This window comes from Azospirillum sp. A1-3, from assembly GCF_023806445.1.
Lineage (GTDB): Bacteria > Pseudomonadota > Alphaproteobacteria > Azospirillales > Azospirillaceae > Azospirillum.
In genome coordinates this window covers 874,526-895,637 of sequence record NZ_JAMSLU010000001.1, presented here as the reverse complement: position 1 = coordinate 895,637, position 21,112 = coordinate 874,526, and the positions used below count along the sequence as shown (strand labels likewise).

The following is a 21,112-nucleotide window of genomic DNA, read 5'->3' as shown; positions in this document are numbered from 1 at the left end:
TTGCAGCATGTGTGCATACGGGGGTAGACTGACCCTTACGCGAATAGGGGTTACAGGAGAGGGGCGCGATGACGGGGCCGCTATCCCGCCGCAGGATTCTGAGGACCGCGCTGCCTCTTCTTTCCGCCCTGCCCTTCCTGGTCTCCCCGCCGGCGGCGGCGCACCAGACCCCCGCCGTCATCCGAGTCGGCGCCTACGAATTTCCGCCCTATGTCGACGAATCGGGCGGCGGCGTCACGCGCGACCTTCTGGACCTGTTCAACGCCGCGCAGGATGAATTCCGGTTCGACATGGTGAGGACCGCTCCGCAGCGGCGCTATGACGATCTGGAACAGGGGCGGTTCGACATGATTGCCTTCGAATGCCTCAGCTGGGGCTGGCAGGATCGTCCGGTCGACGCAACCCGGCCCTTCCTGCGCGATGCGGAGGTGTTCGTCGCCAGGGCGGCGCCGGGAATAGACCAGCATTATTTCGACGACCTGAGCGGCAAATCGATTCTCGGGCGGCTGGGCTATCACTACGCCTTCGCCGGATTCGAGGCAGATCCCAAGCTGCTGGAACAGCGCCATCACACCCGCGTCACGGTGACGCACGAGGGCAATGTCCGCAGCGTCGTCGCCGGCCGGGCCGACCTCGCCATCGTCACCCGCTCCTTCCTGACCCGCTTCCTACAGCGCGAGCCGGACCTAGCCCGCCAGGTCCTGGTGTCCGAGCGCACCGACCAGATTTACGAGCACACCATCCTGACGCGGCGCGACCGCAAGGTCACCGTCGGTTGGCTCGACGCGCTGCTGGACCGGCTGGAGGCGGACGGACGGCTGGAGACCCTGTGGCGGCACAGCGGAATCATCGCGTGAGGCGGCGGTCCTCCCTGCTGGCGCGGGTGGCCGGGGCCATCCTGCTGACGACGGCGAGCATCGGTGCCGCCGCCATGCTGCTGTCCGAGCAGATCGTCGAGGGGCAGCGCCACCAGGATCTGCTGCACCGGGCGGAACTGGTCGCCGCCACCCAGGCCGACGCGCTGAGCGGCCCGGTGTGGGAACTCGACAACCGCAGCGCCGAGCGCATGATCGAGGCGCTGACCGTCCGCGATCCGGCCATCCGCTCCATCGCCGTCTTCGAGAGCGACCGCGAGGAACCGCTGGCACGCACCTCGTCGGGAGACGTCGGGGACGGCGCCGGTCGAATCACGGTCGAGCGCCCCATCGTCCTGCATGGGCGTGAGGGACGGGTGCAGACGGTCGGGCATCTGCGCATCGTCTATTCGACGGCCGAGGTGCGGCAGGCGACGTTGAACGCGCTGGTTCCGGTGGCCGGGCTGTTGCTGCTGTCGCTGCTGGGTGCGATGGCGGCGCTGGGGCTGACGCTGAACCGCATGGTGCTGCGGCCGCTGCGGCGGCTGACCCAGCTTGCCAGCGCCATGGCGCGCGGTGATTACGGCGCCCGCATGGATGCCGGGCGGAGCGACGAGATCGGCGTGCTGGCCGACGGCTTCAACCGGATGGCGGCGACGGTGCAGGACCATACCAGCACCCTGGAAAGCCGGGTCCGCGAACGGACGGAGGCGCTGGCCGCCACCAACCGCGCCATCATGGACAGCATCAATTACGCCCAGCTGATCCAGTCCGCCATCCTGCCGTCGGCCGATGCGCTGTCGGCCGGGCTGACCGAGCATTTCGTGCTGTGGCGCCCGCGCGATGTGGTGAGCGGCGATTTCTATGTCTGCCGCGAGGTGGCGGACGGCTTCGTCGTCGCGGTGGCCGATTGCACCGGCCATGGCGTGCCCGGCGCCTTCATGACGATGACCGCCAGCGCCATGCTGAACAATGCGCTCGACCAGATGGGAGCGGACGATCCGGCGGCGGTGCTGGCCGCCGTCGACCGCAAGGTCCGCGCCGCCCTGCACCAGGAGGGGAAGGCGCGCAGCGGGACGGACTGCTTCGACAATGGTCTTGACCTGGGGCTGTGCCAAATCCGTCCGGCCGAAGGGCGGCTGGTCTTCGCCGGCGCCCGCGTTCCGCTGTTGATGGTGACCGGCGGCGAGGTGACGGAGCTGCGCGGCGATCGCCTCAGCCTGGGCTATCGCCCCACCGCGAGCGGGCCGGTCCCCGAAGACGCCCAGGGCACTGCCGAGTCGCCCTTCACCAACCACAGCATCGCCCTGCGCCCCGGCCAGACCTTCCTCATCGGCACCGATGGGCTGGTGGACCAGAATGGCGGTGAACATGGGCGCAGTTTCGGCCGGGTCAGGCTGCGCCAGCTGCTGAGCCAGGGCGGCGACGGACCGCTTGACCGGCTGAAGTCCGACCTGGAAAGCTCGTTGGACCGGTTCCAGGGCAACCGCGAGCAGCGGGACGACATCACCCTGTTCGGCTTCCGCGTGCGGCTGACCGACGCAGCCGCCGTTTCCGGCGCCGGATCCAGCCGCTACGCTGCGTAAAACTCCTGACCGCTTCCCTCAAATCTGTTACAGAGATGCTATTTTTTGTGACAGGTTGTGACGGCAACCCGTCGCGGACGGCAGAAGCCTGCCGAGTTTCTTTCAAAATTTAGGCATCCTAGGGTATGCTGCACCCGCTGAAGTGGTGATTGGGGAGAGCACGGCATGGCAGGTCCGACGATCGTCGTGGTCGAAGATGAGAATTCCCTGCGGTCCGACATGGTCGAGTATCTGTCGAGCTGCGGATTCGATGCGATCGGCGCACGCGATGGGGCGGAACTGGACCGGCTGCTGCGGAACCGCAACGCCGCCATCATCATCCTGGACGTGAACCTGCCGGACGAGGACGGGTTCAAGATCGCGGCCCGGCTGCGCGACAACCATGGCGCCGGCATCATCATGGTGACCGCGCGCAGTTCCACCGTCGACCGCGTGGTCGGGCTGGAGATCGGCGCCGACGCCTATCTGGTGAAGCCGGTCGAGCTTCGCGAACTGGAAGCGCAGGTGAAATCGCTTCTGCGCCGGCTGAGCGAGCGCGCCGCGGAAACGGCGATCCAGGCCGCCAACGGGACCGCAGGCGCCGAGGCCGGCGATTCTGCCGACGAGGCGCGCTGGTCGCTGGACCCTACGGAATGGAGCCTGACCAACCCGGCCGGAATCCGCATCAGCCTGACCAGCATGGAGATGAAGCTGACCAGCCTGCTGGCCGCCCAGGCCCGCAAGCCGGCGACGCGCGACCAGATCTCGCAGGCGCTCTACAACCGCCGCTGGAACCCGGAAGACCGCTCCATCGACACCGTCGTCGGCCGCCTGCGCCACAAGGTGGAGGGCGCCATCGGCGGCCCGGCCCCGCTCAAGTCGGTGCACGGGGTCGGCTATGTCTTCTCCGCACCGATCCGGGTGGTGGGCGCCGCGCAGGTGTGAGTCAGTCCGGCAAACCCTGGCCCGGCGACGCCCGATCGGGCGTGCGGCGGGGGAACAGCAGGGTGAAGCTGGTGCCGCGATCCGGCGCGCTGTCCACGGTGATCGACCCCATCAGCGCTCCGACCACCAGATTGTGGACGATGTGCAGCCCCAGCCCGCTGCCGCCGCGACCGCGCCGGGTGGTGAAGAAGGGCTCGAACACCCTGGCGCGATGCTCCTCGATCATGCCGCGCCCATTGTCGGTGAAGCACAGGCGGACGGTGTCGGGATCGGGACAGTCGACCGTGATCGTCATGTCCCCTGCCCGTCCGTCGGCGAACGCATGGGTCAGCGCGTTCATCACCAGATTCGACAGGATCTGCGACAGCACGCCGGGATAGCTGTCCAGTTCCAGGTCGGCCGGGCAGTTTACCGCGACCGCATGGCCCGATGGCCGCAGCTTCGGCTGCAGGCTGACCAGCGTGTCCTGGATGTAGGCGGCGAGGTTGACGCTGCGCCGTTCGGCACTGGCACGGTCGACCGCAACCTGCTTGAAGCCGGCGATCAGCTGCGCCGCCCGTTCGCAATTGCCGAGGATCAGGTCGGTGGTGTCGGTCGCGGTGGCGAGATAGCGGGCGAATTCCGCCTTGCCCAGTTCGCCGTCGGCGGCCCGCCGGCGCATCACCAGGGTGGCGTCGGCCAGATGCGAGGCGCAGGAAACGGCGATGCCGACCGGCGTGTTGATCTCGTGGGCCACACCGGCGACCAGCGCACCGAGGGAGGCCAGCTTTTCCGACCGGATCATCGCCTCCTGCGCCTCGCGCAGCCTGTCCAGCGCCGCCTCCGCCTCGCTGCGCCGCCGCTCCAACTCGTGGTTGGCGTCGCTCAACTGGGCCTGCAGCCGGTCGCTGACCCGCACGAGGCGCTGCTGCTCCCGCGTGCTGAGTTCGAAGGCGGCGATCAGGTCGCGGAATTCCGGCAGGCAATCGGGCGCCAGCGCGCCCAGCCTCGTCTCCAGCGCGCGGGCCTTGGCAAGCGCCTCCTCCTCCGCGGCGAAGAGGTTGAAGCTCACGGGGCCCCGCCGGCGGGCAACTCCCGCATCTGGAAGACGACATGCCGCAAATCTTCGGCGAAGTCCTCGCCGAGTTCGCGCATCGATTCGTCATTCTCTTCGACGCACCAGGTCACCGTCACCGGCCGCCCGCCCCGGGCCACCGTCTCCAGCATCTGGAAGATGTTCATCAGCGCCTTGGCGCTGGAGCTGTTGAAATAGAGAAGTTCCATGTCGAAGCGGATGGCGCCGCCGTCCGGACGGTCGAGAAAGCCGCGCAACGCGTTGAACACCGGACCGAAGAACCCGGCGACGTCGTCCGGGTAGGATTCTCCGGTCATGCGTAAATGGCCGACGGCGAAATCGAAGAAGACGCCCGGCGTGCGTCCGGTGGCGGGGATGATCAGGCTGTCCATGTCGTATCGCTCGGTTCGGCCGCTCACACGCGGACCTTGAGGCAGAAGAAGCTGCGGTCCGCGTCCATCGCATCGAAATCATAGTCGATGGGGTCGCTGGCCCGCCGTGCGATCTCGATCAGCCCCAAGGTCGCGCCACGGCTGCCGTCGTCCGGCTCCTCCCGAAGCTGTTCGCGGTAATAGGTCTTGATGCCGTCGCGATCCAGACTCTTCAGATGGTCCAGCCGCTCCTTCAGGCGCGGGACCTCGCTGTTGCGCACGGTGTTGCCGCAGACGATGAAGACCTTGCCGCCCTCCATCCCGATGGTGACCATGCCGGCACTGAGTTCCACCGTGCGGCCGGCGCTGCCCGACATCTTTTCCGCGGAATAGCGGATGATGTTCTGCATCTGCTCGACGAAGACCGAGAAGACGCGGCGGATGGTGGGGCCATCGGCCTCCTCCAGCGCCATTTTCTCGCGCAGTGCTTCGCCGAGGGAGTAAAGTATCCCTTCCGACAAGTATCCGCTGAAAGAGAACACGATCCCCCTCTCGTCGAGATCGCGTTTAATCGACGCATATTGTTGGGCGAGCATGGTTGTGGCCTGAGGTTCCACAGGTGCCGGGAGCCTGCCGACTATGTCATTTCCCTTGGAAAAGGGCCATAGTCTTTCGGGCATCGGGCTCTTGGGCAGCCGCGACATCGGGCTGCATCACACGGGAAGCACGACCCGGAAGGTCGATCCCTTTCCCAGCGTGCTGTCGACCGCGACGGCGCCGCCATGCAAATGAACGATCTGCTGCACCGTGTGCAGACCGATGCCGGTGCCCGGCACGCCGGACGCGCCCGACCCGCGGAAGAAGCGGTCGAACAGGCGCGGAAGCTCCGGTTCGGGAATGCCGCGGCCATGGTCGGTCACCTCGATCACCGCCATGGCGCCGTCGGTATCGCCGTGAAGATGGATCGCTTCGCCAGGACCGGAATATTTGACGGCGTTGTTGACGAGATTGGTCAGGACCAGCGCGATCAGGTTGGCGTCGACCTCCGCCCGCCGCGGCAAACCGGCCAGGGTCATCCGGAATTCACGGTCGGGATAGGCGACGCGGAACGGCCGGACGACATTGGCGATCAGGTCGGCCAAGTCGATCTCGGCCCGCTCCAGCACGAGGGCGTTGGTCTGCAGCCGCTCGTCGGTCAGATGGGCGTCGATCAGGCCGGTCAGACGCTGCACGCTGCTGCGGATCACCGCCAGCCGTTCCAGCATCTCCGGCTCCACCTGCCCGGCCCGCATCGCCAGCAGCTGCGCCGCGCTGTCGATGATGGCGAGCGGCGTGCGGAATTCGTGGCTGACCATACCCAGGAACTGGCGCTGCCGGTCGCGGGCGAGCAGTTCGCGCTCCAGCGCCCGCTCCACCCGTTCCTTGGCCAGGATCAGCGCCTTCTGATTGGTGGCCAGTTCAAGCGTGCGCTCCTCCACCCGCTGCTCCAGCGAGTGGTTCAGCGCCACCAGCTCCTCGTACAGGCAGACATTGTCGAAGCCGATGGCGACACGGTTGCAGAACAGTTCCAGCAGGCGGTGCTCGTCCGCGGTGTAGGGCTCCGCCCGTTCAAGCCAAAACACCGTCACGCCATGCTCGCGCGTGCGGAAGACCAGAACGCAATGGCCGTCGTGATAGAGGTTGCGCTGGGTCAGCAGGGCGTCCGCCACTTCCGCCGCCGCGCCGATCGACAGGACATCGGCCACCGGCAGCCCGATGCAGCCGGAAAAGACCCCCAGCCCCGCCACCACGGCGACCGTCCGGCTGCCGTCGGCGCGGTCGACCGGACGGCAGGCCAGAACCGCCGGCGCGCTGCCGTGATCGACGACCCGGGCGATCTGCTCCACCAGCCGCTCGACGAAGGCGCGCATCGGCCGCATCTCGAACAGCGGGGCGGAGGCGCTGAGAATCCGTTCCAGCCCCTGCCTGTTGCGCTCGATCGTCACGATGTCGCGCCAGGCGCGCAGCCCGCTGACCAGCGTGGTGAACAGACGCTGCGCGGTCAGCTCGCTCTTGGCCTTGTAGTCATTGATGTCGTAGCCGACGATGACGTCCCGCTCCGGCGCCTGACCCGGCTGGCCGGTGCGCAGGATGATCCGCATGCGGCGGTTGCCCAATTCCTCCCTGATGTGGCGGACCAGCTTCAGGCCGGCATCCTCCGTCTCCATCACCACGTCGAGGAGGGCGATGGGCAGATCGGGCCGCTGGGCGAGGACCGCCTTCGCCTCTTCCGCCGACAGGGCGCTCACCACCTCGAACGGGCGTCCGTCGAAGTCGAAGTCGCGCAGCAGCACCGCGGTCATGGCGTGAACCTGGGGATCGTCGTCCACCACCAGGACGGGCCAGGGCGTACCGGACGGCCGTTGAGAACTTGCCACCGTCGCGGCGCCGTCCTCCGGGCCGAACAGCAGTTCGTCGTCCAGCCCCCCGTCCATCCCCGCCATCCGCCGCCCCCGTCACACTATGCGTGATTGCCTATGCCTGCCGCAATGGAACCACCGTACGGTGCCGCTTCCAAGTCCGATAAGGCGGATTGGCAGCATTCGTTTCAATTTGTCGCATATGAACGAAGAGTCATGTACGGCAGAGCCAGTGTTGTGCAATGCTTTATTACGACAGTGCATAACGGAGTGTCCGGAAAATAAGGGTGCGAAGCGTCGACGACAACGGCGTCCCTGCCCGGCCGGCGCCGCCATGGCCGTCTCGCCTTTGCGATTCACCGGGATTCTCATTTTCAGGGGCATCGAATTCGGGCCGTCGATCGACGCCCTGGACCGAAGCGATACGAAAGATGCCGACCATTCAGAGAATTTGTATGCGGTTTTATCGCTACATGGTTGTTGAGTGACGGGCGTTGACCTTTGCGCTATTCTTGAGCCTCGCCATACCCCCCGCAAACGGATGACCTCCCCCCGATGACCCCTGCCGGCTTCGAACAGGATGCACATGCCGCAGGACCCCCGGGCACCATCCGTGGTGGACGCAAGGCCGTTTCACCGGCAATTCTGGCGCTGCTGGCGGTCGCCCTCGCCCTTACGGCCGCCCTGCTGGTGTTTGCGGCCTATCAATACCGCAGCCAGGTGATCGACGAGGCGGAGACCCACACCGCCGCGATTGCGCGCGTGCTGGAGGAGCATGCAGCCAAGACGCTCGGCATCCATGCCGCCACCCTGTCGCATATGGAGTGGATGGTCGATGACCTGGGATGGAACCGTATCGACAGTTCTCCCCTGCTGCACGAACGCCTGAAAGCCATGGCGGCCCAGACGCCGGAGGTGCAGTCCTATTGGATCACCGACGAGAGCGGACGCGTCCGCGTCAGCAGCTTCGAATGGCCGATGCGCCCGCTGAACGCGAGCGACCGCGAATATTTCCGCGCTCTTCTGAACCCCGGCAGCGCCATCCATATCGGCCCGCGACTGTCGGGCAAGATCAATTCCGAGATTTTCTTCACTCTCAGCCGCCGGATGGAATTGTCGAACCACCAGTTCCAGGGGGTGGCGCAGATCTCCCTCCTGCCCAGCTATTTCGCCGACTTCTACCGCTCGGTCCTGCGAGGGTCGAGCGACGTCATCCTGCTGATGCGCGAAGATGGCGAGGTGCTGGTCCGTACCCCGCAGAACGCCCCGGCCAATCGCACCGACATCGGACGGTTGCCGGAACTGATCTCGGTCCCCGACAGGAACGGCGTCTTCCACGCGGTGACGCCCTCCGACGGGGTCGAGCGGCTGATGGCCCGCCGCAAGGTGCCGGACATGCCGATCTATGTGGTCTACGGCACCGACGTCGGCTCCATCGAAAGGGCATGGCACGACCGGGTGATGCCCTACGCACTGTTCGCGACACCGGCTTTGGGACTGCTTGTCCTGCTTGGCGGCATCGCGCTGCACCGGTCGCGTCAGGCCGCCGAGGCGCAGGAGGCATTGCGCCGCTCCAACGAGGCACTGGAGGACCGGATCACCGAACGCACCCGACATCTCGACCAGGCCTTGGCCGACAAGGAGGTGTTGCTGCGCGACATCCATCACCGGGTGAAGAACAATCTGCAGGTGATCCTCAGCCTGCTGGAGCTGCAGGCGCAACGCGCGCCGGAATTGGAGGCGCCCTTCAGCGAGGCGCTGACCCGCATCAACACGATGGGACTGATCCACGAGCAGATCTACCGCGCCACCGGCATATCGGCGGTCGCGCTCGACAGCTTCATCGAGGCGCTGGCCGGGCATTTGAACAGCTTCCACAGCCGCCCGGGCAGGACCATCACCATCAGACATCGGGTGGAACCGCTCAGCCTCGACCTCAACCGGGTGGTGCCCTTCGCCCTGATCCTGAACGAAGTGGTGTCAAACGCGTTCAAGCACGCCTTCACCGGCCGCTGTACCGGGACCATCGACATCGTGGTGACGGCCGAGAACGGATCGCTGCATCTGACGATCCAGGATGACGGCACCGGCGCCCCCGAGCCGGAGGATCCCTCCACCCCCGGACGGCGGTCGATGGGCATGGACCTGATCCGGGCCTTCGCCCGGCAAATACGCGGCGAGTATCATTTCACCAGGGGAGCCGGCACACGGTTCGATCTGGTCTTCCCGCAGGAGAGCGACGCCGTTTAGACGCTTTCGGATGTTTCGATGAGCATCTGAAAGACTTCAGCGTTTGCAACGTTTGACGGGGCCGGTCTTGGGAGAGTTGGCCGCCACACCGTTGGTGGAGCCGTTGCCGTTGCCGGAGCCAGAGGCCAAGCCGTTCGGCGGTTCTTCGGATTTCGGAAGCTTTTCCGCGATGCCGAAGGCCAATTCGCGCCGCCGCAGTTCAGCCAGGATCTCGTCGGGGGCGATGTCGAAGTCGGCCAACAGCACGACCAGATTATACAAGAGGTCGGCCGCCTCCATCACCAGTGCGCCGCGGTCGCCGCGCATCGCCTCGATCGCCACCTCGATCGCCTCCTCCCCCACCTTCCGTGCCATGCGGGCTCGGCCCTGCGCCAGCAGCTTTGCCGTGCGCGAGGCTTCAGGGACGGAGGAAGGCTCGCGCCGCAGGGTTTGCACGGCCTCGTGCAGGCTGCGGAGCGGATCGGGACCGATGTATTGAACCATGTCCCTGAAATCGTTTTTCAAACCGGCGCTGTCAAGACGTTGGTTTGCCGGCTAAACATTTCACCGGTGCCACCGGACGATCGGATCGCTCCCGGCCGCTGACAATAGTCAGTGATACTGATTGATTTGGTATTCGACCATTGGCCGAAGGAAATCTCTGTATAGCTGTAATTTTTGCAGCAGCCAGCAATGCAAAGCCGGCGTATTTGGCATTGGGTATACCAGTATATAGTCTCCTCAACAGCCCGATGGAGACGACAATGACCACCACCACTTTCCAGCCCGGCACCGACAACCACACTTCGAACGACGCCCTGCACGCCGTCGCCGAATTCCCGGTGGCCTGGTTCGAAGCCACCCCGGCCTATCTGGTCCTTGGCCCGATCGGCGCCTTCCTGCGCGAATGGGCCGCCGCCACCCCGGCCGGCTTCGTCCTGAGCCTGCTGAAGCGCTGACGCCCGGCCACCCCGCGCAACACCCGATCAACGGAGTCGATCATGAGCATCCTCAGCCTTCATCACGGCGACCATGGCGTCCATGGCGACAGCCAGACCCTGCACCCGGTCCGCGACTTCGTAGCCGACTGGCTGGAAGCCACCCCCGCCGCCATCCTGCTGCGTCCGGTCGGTGCATTCCTGACGGAATGGGTGAAGTCCACCCCGGCGGTGATCCTGTTCCGGTCCCTGCACCGCTGACCGGGTTCCAAGAACAAGAAAATTCGAGGGTTTGAAAGGCGACCGCGGCACAGCCCAACCATTCGGGCGGCCGCGGCCTTTTCTTTTTTGGGAGGTCCGCTTACGGCCTGCGCCTCAGGCGCCGCCACGGACGTCCTCGACCAGCAACTCCAGCCGCGGAAGATCGCGCACCACCAGCGCGTCGGAGCGGCGTTCCAGCATCCCGTCTCGGGTCAGGTCGCTCAACACGCGGGCCACGGTCTCGCGGGTGGTGCTGACGCGTGCGGCAATGTCGGAATGGACGGGGATCGGCGTAATGACCGCGGACTCGCCCTGCCGCGATGCGCGCCGGGCAAGGCGCAGCAGTTCCGCATGGACCCGGTTGTTGGCGCCGAGGGTCGACAGTTCCATGATGCGGTCGGTCGCGCCGCGCAGCTTGTCGCACAGGCGCAGCATCATCGCCATCGCCAGTTCCGGATGGGCCGTCACCAAGGCCTGGAAGGGCTTCGCCGGCAGGAAGGCGACCAGCGCCCCCTCCTCCAGCGCCACCACCGACGCGGAGCGCGGCCGGCCGTCCAGCGCCGACATCTCCCCCACCAGTTCCCCGGCATCGATATCGCTGAAGCTGATCTCGCGCCCGCCGGCCGAGTGGCTGAGCACCCGCACCCGCCCCTCCACCACGAACCCGACGTCTCGGGTCTCGGCCCAATGGTCGATCAGCTGCTCGTCCGGAGCGAAGCGGCGCCAGCGGCTTTGGCGTGCCACCGCGGCGCGCTGATCCGCGGAAAGCGGACGCAGCAACTCGATGCGGTCCAGCCCGGCGGCCGGCGTATCGGCCGGGGTGTCGGGCAGCGCATTGGCCAGACGGTCGGATTTGGTCATTTCGGCCTTCGGCACGGGAAGTTCCGGAGCCGCCCCGGACTGTTTGTTGCGCCAAAGGATAGCGTGACCTGCGCAAAGGTGGAAGGCGCTGTGACCAATGGCCGGTGTCAACCCTCCGTTAACGCCGAACGCGCAGAAGGGAACGACGCCTCGCCGACCCATCCCTCAACCGCACCCCGTTCATCGTTGCCGGAGCGCCGATCATGACCAGCCTGTTCACCGTGCCCACCGCCCGTCGCGTCGATTCGCAACGGCTGCTGTCGGTCGCCCTGATCCCCTTCGCCGCGGCCATCGCCATGGCGAGCACGGTCGCTGCCACCGGCTTCACCGCCAGCCCGCTGGGCGAGGCGAACAGCACGCTGGGCTTCCTGCTGGATTTCGTGAAGCTCTGCTATCTGGCCGTCGCCATGGCCCATCTGTCCGGCGCCATCGCCGACCGCACCTGCGGCGGCATGGCCGCCGGCCTGTCGATGGACGAATTCGACGCGCCGGAACCGATGTCGCGCGAAGAGTTCTGGCGCGCCTTCCCCAATCATGTCGACGGCGCCGCCATCGCCGGGGCCGTCACCCTCTTGTGCGTGATCGCCGGATCGCTGGTCGGCTGACCCATCACCGCCAAACGGCAGTTGAGAGAGGGCCGCGCTTGCCCCACTATGGCGCGGACAGACGATCGGCGGATGGGCGGGCGTGAGCGGAGATCAGACTGAACCGAAGGTCCCCGGCAAGGGTCAGGTGAAAGCCCAGACGAAGGCCCAGGCGGCAGAGCCGGCGCGGCACCGCCGCGAGGGCATCGGGTTTATGGGGAGGCTGCGCGCCTATTTCCTGGCCGGCATTCTGGTGACCGCCCCCATCGCCATCACCGTCTATATCGCCTGGTGGTTCGTCTCGCTGATCGACGGCTATATCCGGCCGCTGATCCCCAGCACCTACAATCCCGAAAACTACCTGCCCTTCTCGATTCCCGGCATCGGCGTGCTGGTGGTCATCGTCGCCGTCACCCTGATCGGCGCCTTCACCGCCGGCTATGTCGGCCGTCTGGTTCTTGGCGTAGGCGAGGGGGTGGTCGGGCGCATGCCGGTCGTCCGCTCCGTCTATGGCGGGGTGAAGCAGATCTTCGAGACGGTGCTGGCCAAGAAATCCAATGCCTTCCGCGAGGTGGTGGCGATCCAGTATCCGCGCCCCGGCGTGTGGTCGCTGGGCTTCATCACCGGCGCCGCCCACCCGGAGGTGCAATTGCAGCTGGCGGGCGTGGCCGACGATTTCGTCAACGTCTTCATTCCCTGCGCGCCGCCCACCGCCGGCTATCTGGCGATGGTGCCGCGCCGCGAGGTGACCGTGCTGAACATGAGCGTCGAAGACGGGCTGAAGCTGGTGATGTCCGGCGGCATCGTCGTCCCGCCCGAGCGGCGCCCGACGCTGGTGGAGCCGCCGGCCGGCCCCGACCAGGAAGGCCCCAACCAAGAAGGCAACGACGATCAGCCCGACCGCAAGGTCTTGGCCGCCGCGTCGCGCTCGAACAGGTAGAGCAGCGTCCGCAACGCCTGCCCGCGCGGGCTGGCGAGGTCGGGGTCGCGGTCGACCACCAGCCGAGCATCGTCCCGCGCGACCGCCAGCAGGTCGCCATGCACGGCGAGGTCGGCCATCCGGAAGCCGGGCAGCCCCGACTGGCGCGTGCCCAGCACCTCGCCGGCACCACGGAGGCGCAAGTCCTCTTCGGCGATGATGAAGCCGTCCTCGGTGTCGCGCAGGGTCTTCAGCCGCGCCCGCGCCGTCTCCGTCAGGTTCGAGTCGAACATTAGCAGACAACTCGACGGCTTCTCGCCGCGCCCGACCCGGCCGCGCAACTGATGGAGCTGGGCGAGTCCGAAGCGCTCGGCATGCTCGATCACCATCACGGTCGCCTCGGGCACATTGACGCCGACCTCGATCACCGTGGTGGCGACCAGCACGTCGAGGCTGCCCTCGGCGAAGGCGGCCATCACCGCGTCCTTGTCCGGCCCGCGCATCTTGCCATGGACCAGCCCGACCCGGTCGCCGAAGGTGGCGCGCAGGAAGGCATGGCGCTCGGTGGCGGCTGCAAGGTCGCTCTGTTCCGATTCGTCGACCAGCGGGCAGACCCAATAGACCCGCGCGCCTTCCGACACCTTGCGCTGAATGCCGTGGACCACCTCCTCCAGCCGGTCGAGCGCGATGGTGACGGTCTGCACCGGTTTGCGGCCGGCCGGCTTCTCGGTCAGGCGCGACACGTCCATGTCGCCATAGGCGGTCAGCGTCAGCGTGCGCGGAATCGGAGTGGCGGTCATCACCAGCACATCCACCGCCCGGCCCTTGGCCGACAGCTGCAGGCGCTGATGGACGCCGAAGCGGTGCTGCTCGTCAATCACCGCCAGAGCCAGATCCTTGAAGGCGACATCTTCCTGGAACAGGGCGTGGGTGCCGACCAGCAGTGGCAGCTCGCCCGACGCCAGCCGGTCGAGCACGGCCTGCCGCGCCTTGCCCTTGTCGCGGCCGGTCAGCAGGCCGATTTCCACGCCGGCGGCCTTGCACAGCGGCGCGAGGCTTTCGGCATGCTGGCGGGCCAGGATCTCGGTGGGGGCCATCAGCGCGGCCTGGGCGCCAGTCTCCACCGCGTTCAGCATCGCCATCAGCGCGACCACGGTCTTGCCGCTGCCGACGTCACCCTGGAGGAGCCGCAGCATCCGCCGCTCCGCAGCCATGTCGGCGTAGATGTCTTCCAGAGAGGCCGCCTGCGAACCGGTCAACGAGAAGGGCAGCGCCGCGAGCGCCGCTTGGCGGAGCCTGCCGTCACCCTCGGTCGCGCGCCCGGCCAAGCGCCGCTGGCTGGCCCGCACCAGCATCAGCGCAAGCTGGTTCGCCAGCAGTTCGTCATAAGCGAGACGGCAACGGATCGGCGCGGTGGCGGCGAGGTCGCCCTCGTCCTCCGGCGTGTGGGCGCGCTTCAGCGCCTCGGCCCAGGTCGGCCACTGCCGGCGGGCGAGCCATGCCGGGTCCTGCCATTCGTCGAGCGCCGGAATGTCGTTGAGCGCAGCGCGCACCGCCTTGCGCAGGGTCTTGGCCGGCAGGCCGGCGGTCATCGGATAGACCGGCTCCACCAGTTCCAACTCTTCCTTGGCATCGACCGGGACGACGGCGTCGGGATGGGTGATCTGGGCGGTGTCGTTGAACCACTCCACCTTGCCGGAGACGACCATGGTGGTGCCGGCCGGGATCTGCTTCGACAGCCAGTCGCCACGGACATGGAAATAGACCAGTTCCAACACGCCGGTCTCGTCGGTGCAGCGGATCTTGTAGGGATGACGCGGGTTCACCGGCGGCGCATGCGAATCGATGCGCACGGTCAGGGTGGCGATGCGCCCGTGCGGCGCCTGCGCGATCTTCGGCGAGAAGCGGCGATCGACGACGCCGCAGGGCAGATGCCACAGCAGGTCGACGACGTGGGCGCCGGCAAGCTTCTCCACCAGCTTGCCCAGGCGGGGGCCGAGGCCGGGGAGTGCCGTGACCGGTTTGAACAGCGGAAACAGGATGGCGGGACGCACGGGCGGGACGCTACCGGGAAAGCCTTCGAGGGCTTCCAGAAAGCCGGGTGGACCCAGCCACGTCAAGGCCACTGAACGGCATCTGAGAAAAGAAGGGACGGCGGAGCGCACCCGAGGCCAGGGGCCTATGGTGGGGGGCAACGTCGGCCTTGGATTTGGCCACGGACGCGCTCCGCCGATAGGTACCGTCCGGAGGCAAACGGGAGAACCGGACGGTCATATCCGATGGCAGGGGACCATCGGGAAGAGACACCAGATAAGAAGACGCTCTCGTGACGGGCCGGTGTTTCAGGGGGGCTGGCCCGACCGCGTCACAAGAAGGACAATAGCCCGGCCGCCCTGTCCCCAACCTGACTCGTCCATGAAATCCACTTCATGAACTGCGGCCGCCATTTTCGTGATGTCCATCGATGAACTGCCGGTCCACGGCACATGCCTGAGTCCCGGGAGCCGTCGAGCAGAGAAGGTCACTGAAGTTCTTTGATGGCGGTTGGAAGGGAAGCGTGATCCCGTCACCAGAAACGGCAGGCAACCGGCGGCTCCATAGAATCCGAAGTGGTAATTCTTAATCCCCCGCCGGAGATATCTGGCATTTAAAGTTCTTTTAACCCTATTCGACGCCTAATCAGCCCCGCGGGACATTCGATCCCGAGAAGACGCTCTACCGATCATTAGACCCACACGACACCAAGGGAGCTACCCATGCCCGCACAGAAGGTCGCCGATGAAGTCCGCTTGGCCAGCCGCATCCATGCGCGCCTGCTGGACGCCTTCATCGACTTGACGGAGCGGGAACTGGCCGGACTGGCCCCGGGCTTCGCCGAGGAAAGCCTGATCGAGGCGCTGGAGGCCTTGCGCGCCGCCCGCAAGAACTATGGCACGACCGCCGGGGTGATGGTCGTCTCGAACCTGGAATTGCCGCAGGCCTCCAACGCCGCCTGATCCCGGCGGGCTCCGTCGAACTCTCAGACGGAAGCCGGCTTGCGGCTGCGTGGCTTGCGCGCCTTGGGGGGCTCGGAAGTCGTGGCTTCCGGTCCGATGGACTTCACCACTGCCCGCGGCTTCGCGTTGGTGGTCTTGCGCGGGGCTTTCACCACCGCGACGACCGGGGCGACGTCGGCAACGGCCGCCGCTTCGGCCAGGATCGCACGTTCGGCCTGGAGCCAGTGGTCGGCGTCACGGCCGTGGGGACGGCCCTCGTCCAGCCAGATCGCATAGGCGCGGTCACGGATGCGTTGTTCGAGATCCACGCTCATCACATCTCCCCAGGGAAGGTGGTTGGGTTTGCTGCGATGCGAAGACTGCACAATTCGCGACATACACGCAACCAAGCGGATCGTTATCGGCCCTCCGCCGCAGACCGCCGTACTCCCCGGCCGTCACTCCGATGACGTTTCGCCGTGGTCGGGCTGCCGGCTCTGCTGGACTTCGCGCCATTTGGCGACGTTACGGTTGTGGTCGGACAACGACTTGGCGAAGACATGGCCACCGGTGCCATCGGCGACGAAATACAGGAACTCGTGCCGCTCAGGCTTCATCACCGCCTGGATCGACGCCTTGCCCGGATTGGCGATGGGGCCCGGCGGCAGGCCGGTCGCCACATAGGTGTTGTAGGGCGATTCGAACTTCCAGTCGTTGCGGGTCAGCGCCCGGCCAAGTTCTCCACTGCCATCGGACAGCGCGTAGATCACCGTCGGGTCAGACTGCAGCTTCATACCGGCTTCCAACCGGTTGACGAAAACCCCCGCCGCCCTGGGCCGCTCGGCGGCGATGCCGGTCTCCTTCTCGACGATGGACGCGAGGGTCAGCGCCTGCTGCGGCGTCTCGAAGGGAAGATTCTGGTCGCGGGTCTTCCACGCCTCCGCCAAGGCCTGGGTCATCGCCGTCTGCATCCGCTCGATCAGAGCGCTGCGGCTGTCGCCATAGGCGTAGTGGTAGGTCTCCGGCAGGAGCGAGCCTTCCTTCGGCGGCTTCGCGAGGTTGCCGGTCAGCATGGTTTCCCGCTCCAGAAGCGCCACCACCTGGGTCGAGGTCAGCCCTTCCGGCACGGTGAGGCGATGCACGACGGTGCGGCCCTGGCGCATCTGCTCCAGGACACCTTCGATGCTGATTCCTGCGGGGAATTGGTATTCGCCGGCCTTCAACTCACGGAAGGTGCCGGACAGCTTGGCCGCGGCGACGAACACCAGCGGCGAACCGATCACGCCGGAGTCGCCCAGGGTGATGGCAATGGCCTCAAGCCCGCTGCCGCGCGGGATGAAGACCGTCTCAGCCTGCTCCAACGGTCCGCGGGCCGAATAGCGCTGGTAACCCCATACGCCGATTCCGCCCGCCGCACCGACCGCGAGGGCCAGCGTCCCCGCGAAAATCCGGAGACCCCAGCCCATCGCTCACCTCTTGAAGACTGCAGACCGCAACGTCGGTGGGAGCTTCGCTTACGCGAATTCCTTGAACACCAGCGAGGCGTTGGTGCCGCCGAACCCGAAGGAGTTCGACAGCGCAGCGCGCACGCGGCGCTCCTGCGCGACCTTCGGCACCAGATTGACGCCCATGCAGCTTTCCGACGGGTTGTCGAGATTCAGCGTGGGCGGCACGATGCCGTGGTTGATCGCCTTGATCGAGTAGATCGCCTCGACCGCACCGGCGGCCCCCAGCAGGTGGCCGATGGCCGACTTGGTGGAGGACATCGCCAGATTGTTCATGGCGTCGCCGAACAGGCGCTTCACCGCACCCAGCTCGATCTCGTCGCCGAGCGGCGTCGAGGTGCCGTGGGCGTTGACGTAATCGATGTCGGACGGGTTCAGGCCGGCGCGCTTCAGCGCACCCTTCATGGCACGGAAACCGCCATTGCCGTCTTCCGCCGGGGCGGAGATGTGGTAGGCGTCGCCCGACAGGCCGTAACCGACGACCTCGGCATAGATGGTGGCGCCGCGCTTCTTGGCGTGCTCCAACTCTTCCAGCACGACGACACCGGCACCCTCGCCGATGACAAAGCCGTCGCGATCCTTGTCATAGGGACGCGAGGCCTTTTCGGGCGTGTCGTTGAAGTTGGTGGACAGCGCGCGCATGGCGGCGAAACCGCCGACGCCGAGCCGGCTGACCGCCGCCTCCGTGCCGCCGGCGACCATGATGTCGGCATCGTCCCACATGATCAGACGGGCGGCATCGCCGATGGCGTGCGCGCCGGTCGAGCAGGCGGTGACGACCGCGTGGTTGGGGCCCTTGAAGCCGTGCTGGATCGAAATGTGGCCGGAGGCCAGATTGATCAGGCAGCCGGGGATGAAGAAGGGCGACAGGCGGCGAGGACCCTTTTCATGCAGGGTCACGGCGCCGTCGGCGATGCCCGGAAGGCCGCCGATGCCCGAACCGACCATGACGCCGGTCCGCTCGCGCTCTTCATCGGTCTGGGGAATCCAACCCGAATCCTTGATTGCTTCCTGCGCCGCGGCGATGGCGAAGATGATGAAGTCATCCATCTTCCGCTGATCCTTCGGCGAAACGAAGGAGTCGGCGTTGAACTCGCCTTCACCCGTTCCGCGCGGGAGCTGCCCGGCGACTTTGGAGGCCAGGTCCGAAGCATCGAACCCCGTGATGCCGCGGATTCCCGACGTTCCGGAAATCAGCCGCTCCCAGTTCAGCGTGTGGCCGACGCCGAGCGGCGTGACCATACCGAGTCCGGTGACGACGACACGTCTCATGAGGCTGTTCCTTGACCTTTCCTCGAATAAACTGTCGACGATCTGGTCGTCGACGGCCAGGCCCCGCGCTGCTGGTATCGCAATTGCGGTTCGCCTGGCCCTCGGGGGCTCAATGCCCGCAGCCCGATCAGGCGGCGGCGTTGGCCTTGATGAAGTCGATGGCGTCCTTCACCGACAGGATCTTCTCCGCGGCGTCGTCCGGGATCTCGACACCGAACTCTTCCTCGAAGGCCATGACCAGCTCGACGGTGTCGAGGCTGTCGGCGCCCAGATCGTCGATGAAGGAGGCGTTCTCCACCACCTTCGACTCCTCGACACCCAGGTGGTCCACAACGATCTTCTTCACGCGCTCGGCGATGTCGCTCATCTTTTAAGACCTTCCAATCCTTGAAACCGCTCGGGATAATCCGGTCGGAGCAACACGCGAAGAACGTGCCGTCCTGCCGCGAAAAGCCCCGTCCGATAACACATTTCAGCAGCCTTGACCAGCACCCGCGAGGGAGCCTGGTTGGCGCCGTTCTTCACACGTGGCGATGCCGCCCCGTCGGATCCTCATCAGATCATGGCCATGCCGCCGTTGATGTGCAGCGTCTGGCCGGTGACGTAGGCGGCCTCCTCGCTCGCGAGGTACACGACCCCGGCGGCGATCTCGTCCGGCTGGCCCATGCGGCCGGCCGGAATGGCGGGGAGCAGCTTCTGCTTCTGCTCGTCGTTCAGGGCGTCGGTCATGGCCGTGGTGATGAACCCCGGCGCGACGCAGTTGACGGTGATGTTGCGCGAGGCCAGCTCGGCGGCCAGCGACTTCGACATGCCGATCAGGCCGGCCTTCGACGCGGCATAGTTGGCCTGCCCCGGATTGCCGGTGACGCCGACGACCGACGTGATGTTGACGATGCGACCCCAGCGGCGCTTCATCATGCCGCGCATGGCGGCCCGCGACAGGCGGAAGGCCGCCGTCAGGTTCACGTCGATGACCGACTGCCAGTCCTCGTCCTTCAGCCGCATCGCGATCTGGTCGCGGGTCAGGCCGGCGTTGTTGACGAGGATGTCGATCTTGCCCAGGGCCGCCTCGGCGTCCTTGAACAACTGCTCGGTCGCCGCGGCCTCGGACAGGTTGCCGGGCACGACGAAGGCGCGCTCGCCCAATTCGGCGGCCAGAGCCTCCAGCGGGGCGACGCGGGTGCCGGACAGCGCGACGGCTGCGCCCTGGGCATGCAGCGCACGGGCGATCGACGCACCGATGCCGCCGGACGCGCCGGTGACGAGGGCCGACTTGCCGGTCAGATCAAACATGGATGGCCTCACGAGGCTGATGTATCACGGGTCTGAAGTGGTCACAGGGACTTCAGGAACGACTCGACATCGGCCGGCGTTCCGACCGACACCGCCGCCAGATCCTTGTCGATGCGCTTGGTCAGCCCGGCGAGAACCTTGCCCGACCCGACCTCGACCAGCCGCTCGACACCCTGCTCCTTCATATAGAGCACGCATTCGCGCCAGCGGACCATGCCGGTCACCTGCTCGACAAGCAGGCGGCGGATGGTATTGGGGTCCGACACCGCCGAGGCGGTGACGTTCGCCACCACCGGAACCACCGGGGCGGAAATCGTGACGTTCGCCAGAGCCTCCGCCATGGCGTCGGCGGCCGGCTGCATCAGCGAGCAATGGAAGGGAGCAGACACCGGCAGGCGCACCGAGCGCTTCAGCCCGCGCTCCGCCGCCAGGGCAATGGCGCGGTCGATGGCGTCGGCGCTGCCGGAAATCACCACCTGCCCGACCGAGTTGTCGTTGGCGATGCTGCACACTTCGCCTTGGGCGGCGTCGGCGGCAATGGCCTGCGCCTGTTCCAGGTCGGCGCCCAGCAGAGCCGCCATGGCGCCCTTGCCGACCGGAACCGCCTTCTGCATCGCCTGCCCGCGCAGCTTCAGCAGGCGCGCGGTGTCGCCCAGCGAGAAGGCACCGGCGGCGCAGAGCGCCGAATATTCGCCCAACGAGTGGCCAGCGACGAAGGTGGCATGCTTGGGCAGGTCGACCCCGCCCTCGCTCGCCAGAACCCGCATCACCGCGACGCTGACCGCCATCAGGGCGGGCTGCGCGTTCTCGGTCAGGGTAAGGTCGGCCTCCGGGCCTTCGACCATCAGTCGCGACAGCCGCTGGTTCAGCGCGTCGTCCACCTCTTCGAAGGTGTGACGAGCGACTTCGAACGCTTCGGCGAGTTCGCGGCCCATGCCGACAGCCTGGCTGCCCTGCCCCGGAAAGACGAACGCCCTGGTCATGCTTCGGTGAAACCCTGGATGAATGCGCCCCGCCCCTGCGGCGGCACCATGGATTGGGCGACAGTCATACCCTCACTTTTGAGCAAGTCAAGCGACGCGCGATG

The 21,112-nt window shown here is 66.6% G+C and carries 22 protein-coding genes; 9 read left to right on the top strand and 13 right to left on the bottom strand.

Translation table 11 applies throughout. The features are described from left to right. Window positions 1-68 precede the first annotated feature (68 nt). The 3 genes from M5E06_RS04260 to M5E06_RS04250 all read left to right on the top strand — a co-directional run bounded on the left by M5E06_RS04260 (window position 69) and on the right by M5E06_RS04250 (window position 3,364). The gene (locus M5E06_RS04260) at window positions 69-857 is read left to right on the top strand and encodes a substrate-binding periplasmic protein (RefSeq protein WP_252137270.1); all 789 of its coding nucleotides are present in this window, start codon (window positions 69-71) and stop codon (window positions 855-857) included. Next, entirely contained in the window at window positions 854-2,440 is a 1,587-nt protein-coding gene (locus M5E06_RS04255; protein WP_252137269.1) for a SpoIIE family protein phosphatase, read from the top strand. Before M5E06_RS04260 ends, M5E06_RS04255 begins: the two co-directional genes overlap by 4 nt. 165 nt (window positions 2,441-2,605) lie before the next feature. Next, the gene (locus M5E06_RS04250) at window positions 2,606-3,364 is read left to right on the top strand and encodes a response regulator transcription factor (RefSeq protein ID WP_252137268.1); all 759 of its coding nucleotides are present in this window, start codon (window positions 2,606-2,608) and stop codon (window positions 3,362-3,364) included. Window position 3,365: 1 nt separating this feature from the next. On the opposite strand, the gene M5E06_RS04245 is transcribed toward M5E06_RS04250, so the two are convergent. The 4 genes from M5E06_RS04245 to M5E06_RS04230 all read right to left on the bottom strand — a co-directional run bounded on the left by M5E06_RS04245 (window position 3,366) and on the right by M5E06_RS04230 (window position 7,263). Then, the gene (locus tag M5E06_RS04245) at window positions 3,366-4,415 is read right to left on the bottom strand and encodes a sensor histidine kinase (protein WP_252137267.1); all 1,050 of its coding nucleotides are present in this window, start codon (window positions 4,413-4,415) and stop codon (window positions 3,366-3,368) included. Continuing rightward, window positions 4,412-4,810 carry a DUF1987 domain-containing protein gene (locus tag M5E06_RS04240; protein ID WP_252137266.1) on the bottom strand — a complete coding sequence of 133 codons (399 nt, stop codon included), beginning with the start codon at window positions 4,808-4,810 and terminating at the stop codon, window positions 4,412-4,414. The genes M5E06_RS04245 and M5E06_RS04240 overlap by 4 nt, the downstream gene beginning before the upstream one ends. Before the next feature lie 23 nt (window positions 4,811-4,833). Then, entirely contained in the window at window positions 4,834-5,385 is a 552-nt protein-coding gene (locus tag M5E06_RS04235) for a SiaB family protein kinase (RefSeq protein WP_149197178.1), read from the bottom strand. A gap of 117 nt (window positions 5,386-5,502) precedes the next feature. Next, on the bottom strand, window positions 5,503-7,263 hold the full coding sequence (locus M5E06_RS04230; RefSeq protein ID WP_252137265.1) for a hybrid sensor histidine kinase/response regulator: 1,761 nt from the start codon (window positions 7,261-7,263) through the stop codon (window positions 5,503-5,505). A 480-nt stretch (window positions 7,264-7,743) separates the two neighbouring features. Between M5E06_RS04230 and M5E06_RS04225 the strand changes: the two genes are divergently transcribed. Then, entirely contained in the window at window positions 7,744-9,438 is a 1,695-nt protein-coding gene (locus tag M5E06_RS04225; protein WP_252137264.1) for a sensor histidine kinase, read from the top strand. A 36-nt stretch (window positions 9,439-9,474) separates the two neighbouring features. Here M5E06_RS04225 and hisE read toward each other — a convergent pair whose 3' ends face one another. Continuing rightward, a complete protein-coding gene (gene hisE / locus M5E06_RS04220) occupies window positions 9,475-9,921 on the bottom strand; it encodes a phosphoribosyl-ATP diphosphatase (protein WP_252137263.1) in 447 nt (148 codons plus the stop codon). Window positions 9,922-10,181: 260 nt separating this feature from the next. Here hisE and M5E06_RS04215 point away from each other — a divergent pair, with 260 nt between their 5' ends. Together M5E06_RS04215 and M5E06_RS04210 are read left to right on the top strand one after the other, a co-directional pair. After that, window positions 10,182-10,376, top strand: coding sequence for a hypothetical protein (locus tag M5E06_RS04215; RefSeq protein ID WP_247870680.1), 195 nt, complete (start codon window positions 10,182-10,184; stop codon window positions 10,374-10,376). A 42-nt stretch (window positions 10,377-10,418) separates the two neighbouring features. Continuing rightward, window positions 10,419-10,616, top strand: coding sequence for a hypothetical protein (locus tag M5E06_RS04210; RefSeq protein ID WP_252137262.1), 198 nt, complete (start codon window positions 10,419-10,421; stop codon window positions 10,614-10,616). Window positions 10,617-10,730: 114 nt separating this feature from the next. Here the strand turns inward: M5E06_RS04210 and M5E06_RS04205 are convergent, their stop codons facing one another. After that, on the bottom strand, window positions 10,731-11,492 hold the full coding sequence (locus tag M5E06_RS04205; protein WP_252137261.1) for a Crp/Fnr family transcriptional regulator: 762 nt from the start codon (window positions 11,490-11,492) through the stop codon (window positions 10,731-10,733). A gap of 188 nt (window positions 11,493-11,680) precedes the next feature. Between M5E06_RS04205 and M5E06_RS04200 the strand changes: the two genes are divergently transcribed. Then, on the top strand, window positions 11,681-12,082 hold the full coding sequence (locus M5E06_RS04200; RefSeq protein ID WP_252137260.1) for a hypothetical protein: 402 nt from the start codon (window positions 11,681-11,683) through the stop codon (window positions 12,080-12,082). A gap of 82 nt (window positions 12,083-12,164) precedes the next feature. Beyond that, window positions 12,165-13,001, top strand: a complete 837-nt coding sequence (locus M5E06_RS04195; RefSeq protein WP_252137259.1) for a DUF502 domain-containing protein — start codon at window positions 12,165-12,167, stop codon at window positions 12,999-13,001. Here M5E06_RS04195 and recG read toward each other — a convergent pair. Continuing rightward, window positions 12,953-15,034, bottom strand: a complete 2,082-nt coding sequence (gene recG, locus M5E06_RS04190; protein WP_252137258.1) for an ATP-dependent DNA helicase RecG — start codon at window positions 15,032-15,034, stop codon at window positions 12,953-12,955. The genes M5E06_RS04195 and recG overlap by 49 nt on opposite strands. A gap of 702 nt (window positions 15,035-15,736) precedes the next feature. Between recG and M5E06_RS04185 the strand changes: the two genes are divergently transcribed. Then, a complete protein-coding gene (locus M5E06_RS04185; protein WP_109074449.1) occupies window positions 15,737-15,976 on the top strand; it encodes a hypothetical protein in 240 nt (79 codons plus the stop codon). Between the two features lie 23 nt (window positions 15,977-15,999). Here M5E06_RS04185 and M5E06_RS04180 read toward each other — a convergent pair whose 3' ends face one another. The 6 genes from M5E06_RS04180 to fabD all read right to left on the bottom strand — a co-directional run bounded on the left by M5E06_RS04180 (window position 16,000) and on the right by fabD (window position 21,008). Then, window positions 16,000-16,290: a DUF2934 domain-containing protein gene (locus tag M5E06_RS04180; protein WP_252137257.1), complete on the bottom strand. Its 291-nt coding sequence runs from the start codon at window positions 16,288-16,290 to the stop codon at window positions 16,000-16,002. Window positions 16,291-16,413: 123 nt separating this feature from the next. Next, a complete protein-coding gene (gene mltG, locus M5E06_RS04175; RefSeq protein WP_252137256.1) occupies window positions 16,414-17,421 on the bottom strand; it encodes an endolytic transglycosylase MltG in 1,008 nt (335 codons plus the stop codon). 48 nt (window positions 17,422-17,469) lie between these two features. Continuing rightward, a complete protein-coding gene (fabF, locus tag M5E06_RS04170) occupies window positions 17,470-18,732 on the bottom strand; it encodes a beta-ketoacyl-ACP synthase II (protein ID WP_109074452.1) in 1,263 nt (420 codons plus the stop codon). Between the two features lie 127 nt (window positions 18,733-18,859). Then, window positions 18,860-19,099 carry an acyl carrier protein gene (locus tag M5E06_RS04165; protein WP_014247969.1) on the bottom strand — a complete coding sequence of 80 codons (240 nt, stop codon included), beginning with the start codon at window positions 19,097-19,099 and terminating at the stop codon, window positions 18,860-18,862. Window positions 19,100-19,287: 188 nt separating this feature from the next. Next, the gene (gene fabG / locus M5E06_RS04160; RefSeq protein WP_109074453.1) at window positions 19,288-20,025 is read right to left on the bottom strand and encodes a 3-oxoacyl-[acyl-carrier-protein] reductase; all 738 of its coding nucleotides are present in this window, start codon (window positions 20,023-20,025) and stop codon (window positions 19,288-19,290) included. A 41-nt stretch (window positions 20,026-20,066) separates the two neighbouring features. After that, window positions 20,067-21,008, bottom strand: a complete 942-nt coding sequence (fabD, locus tag M5E06_RS04155; RefSeq protein WP_252137255.1) for an ACP S-malonyltransferase — start codon at window positions 21,006-21,008, stop codon at window positions 20,067-20,069. Window positions 21,009-21,112 lie beyond the last annotated feature (104 nt).

What these genes read in the sequence shown, in the direction of transcription:
- M5E06_RS04260 (WP_252137270.1), top strand. Translation starts at nt 69, where the DNA reads ATGACGGGGCCGCTATCCCGCCGCAGGATTCTGAGGACCGCGCTGCCT.
- M5E06_RS04250 (WP_252137268.1), top strand. Translation starts at nt 2,606, where the DNA reads ATGGCAGGTCCGACGATCGTCGTGGTCGAAGATGAGAATTCCCTGCGG.
- M5E06_RS04240 (WP_252137266.1), bottom strand. Translation starts at nt 4,810, where the DNA reads ATGGACAGCCTGATCATCCCCGCCACCGGACGCACGCCGGGCGTCTTC.
- M5E06_RS04235 (WP_149197178.1), bottom strand. Translation starts at nt 5,385, where the DNA reads ATGCTCGCCCAACAATATGCGTCGATTAAACGCGATCTCGACGAGAGG.
- M5E06_RS04230 (WP_252137265.1), bottom strand. Translation starts at nt 7,263, where the DNA reads ATGGACGGGGGGCTGGACGACGAACTGCTGTTCGGCCCGGAGGACGGC.
- M5E06_RS04225 (WP_252137264.1), top strand. Translation starts at nt 7,744, where the DNA reads ATGACCCCTGCCGGCTTCGAACAGGATGCACATGCCGCAGGACCCCCG.
- hisE (WP_252137263.1), bottom strand. Translation starts at nt 9,921, where the DNA reads ATGGTTCAATACATCGGTCCCGATCCGCTCCGCAGCCTGCACGAGGCC.
- M5E06_RS04215 (WP_247870680.1), top strand. Translation starts at nt 10,182, where the DNA reads ATGACCACCACCACTTTCCAGCCCGGCACCGACAACCACACTTCGAAC.
- M5E06_RS04210 (WP_252137262.1), top strand. Translation starts at nt 10,419, where the DNA reads ATGAGCATCCTCAGCCTTCATCACGGCGACCATGGCGTCCATGGCGAC.
- M5E06_RS04200 (WP_252137260.1), top strand. Translation starts at nt 11,681, where the DNA reads ATGACCAGCCTGTTCACCGTGCCCACCGCCCGTCGCGTCGATTCGCAA.
- M5E06_RS04185 (WP_109074449.1), top strand. Translation starts at nt 15,737, where the DNA reads ATGCCCGCACAGAAGGTCGCCGATGAAGTCCGCTTGGCCAGCCGCATC.
- M5E06_RS04180 (WP_252137257.1), bottom strand. Translation starts at nt 16,290, where the DNA reads ATGAGCGTGGATCTCGAACAACGCATCCGTGACCGCGCCTATGCGATC.
- mltG (WP_252137256.1), bottom strand. Translation starts at nt 17,421, where the DNA reads ATGGGCTGGGGTCTCCGGATTTTCGCGGGGACGCTGGCCCTCGCGGTC.
- fabF (WP_109074452.1), bottom strand. Translation starts at nt 18,732, where the DNA reads ATGAGACGTGTCGTCGTCACCGGACTCGGTATGGTCACGCCGCTCGGC.
- M5E06_RS04165 (WP_014247969.1), bottom strand. Translation starts at nt 19,099, where the DNA reads ATGAGCGACATCGCCGAGCGCGTGAAGAAGATCGTTGTGGACCACCTG.
- fabG (WP_109074453.1), bottom strand. Translation starts at nt 20,025, where the DNA reads ATGTTTGATCTGACCGGCAAGTCGGCCCTCGTCACCGGCGCGTCCGGC.
- fabD (WP_252137255.1), bottom strand. Translation starts at nt 21,008, where the DNA reads ATGACCAGGGCGTTCGTCTTTCCGGGGCAGGGCAGCCAGGCTGTCGGC.